The following is an 846-nucleotide window of genomic DNA, read 5'->3' as shown; positions in this document are numbered from 1 at the left end:
CTAGGCCACAGACCCATAAACGGGATTCCCAAAAAGTGGCGGGGCTGATTCAAACCTTCTGAGACGGGAGGTTTGAATGGCGCGATTTGATCTTACGGATTTCGAGTGGGCGGTGATCGAGCCGCTGCTGCCCAACAAGCCGCGCGGCGTACCGCGCGTGGACGATCGGCGGGTGCTCAACGGCATTTTCTGGCGACTGCGGACGGGGGCGCCCTGGGCGGACATCCCCGGTCGCTACGGGCCTCACACGACCTGCGTCAACCGCTTCAACCGCTGGCGCAAGGCCGGCGTCTGGGACCGACTTCTTGAAGCAGTTTCAAAAGCTTATGACGGCGACATCCAGATGATCGACAGCTCGTCGATCCGCGTGCATCAGCACGCCGCCAACGCCCAAAAAAAGACGACCGATCCCGTTGCATGGGTCGCTCGCGGGGCGGCCTGACCACCAAAATCCACGCCCTGGTCGACGCCGAGGGGTTGCCCATCGCCCTCAAGCTCACCGAGGGTCAGGCCCATGATGGTCGCAGCGCTGCCGACATGCTCGCCTCGATCGGCAAAGGCCAGATCCTGCTGGCCGATCGCGCCTATGACAGCGACGCCTTGCGCAGAGATCTCGCAAGCAAAGGCGCCTGGGCCAACGTCAAGCCCATGCCCAATCGCAAAAACGTCCCCGCCTTCAGCGGCTTCCTCTACCGATACCGCAACCTCGTCGAGCGCTTCTTCAACAAGCTCAAGCACTTCCGAGGCGTCGCAACACGATACGACAAGCGCGCCGACAACTATCTCGCCGGCGTCAAACTCGCCTCAGTACGCATTTGGCTGCGATTTAATGAGTCCGTGGCCTAG

1 protein-coding gene is annotated in these 846 nt (G+C 61.8%); it reads left to right on the top strand.

Features of this window, described 5'->3' with window-relative positions; translation table 11 throughout:
• Positions 1-76: 76 nt before the first annotated feature.
• A protein-coding gene (locus AC1RJ9_RS28355) for an IS5 family transposase (RefSeq protein WP_492853281.1) occupies positions 77-846 on the top strand; the annotation gives its coding sequence in 2 pieces (ribosomal slippage) (positions 77-398 and positions 398-846; 771 coding nt in all).

The organism is Caulobacter sp. GW822-FHT07D08, from assembly GCF_058798735.1.
Note: the sequence above shows the minus strand (reverse complement) of the source record. Positions and strands in the feature narration are given on the sequence as shown.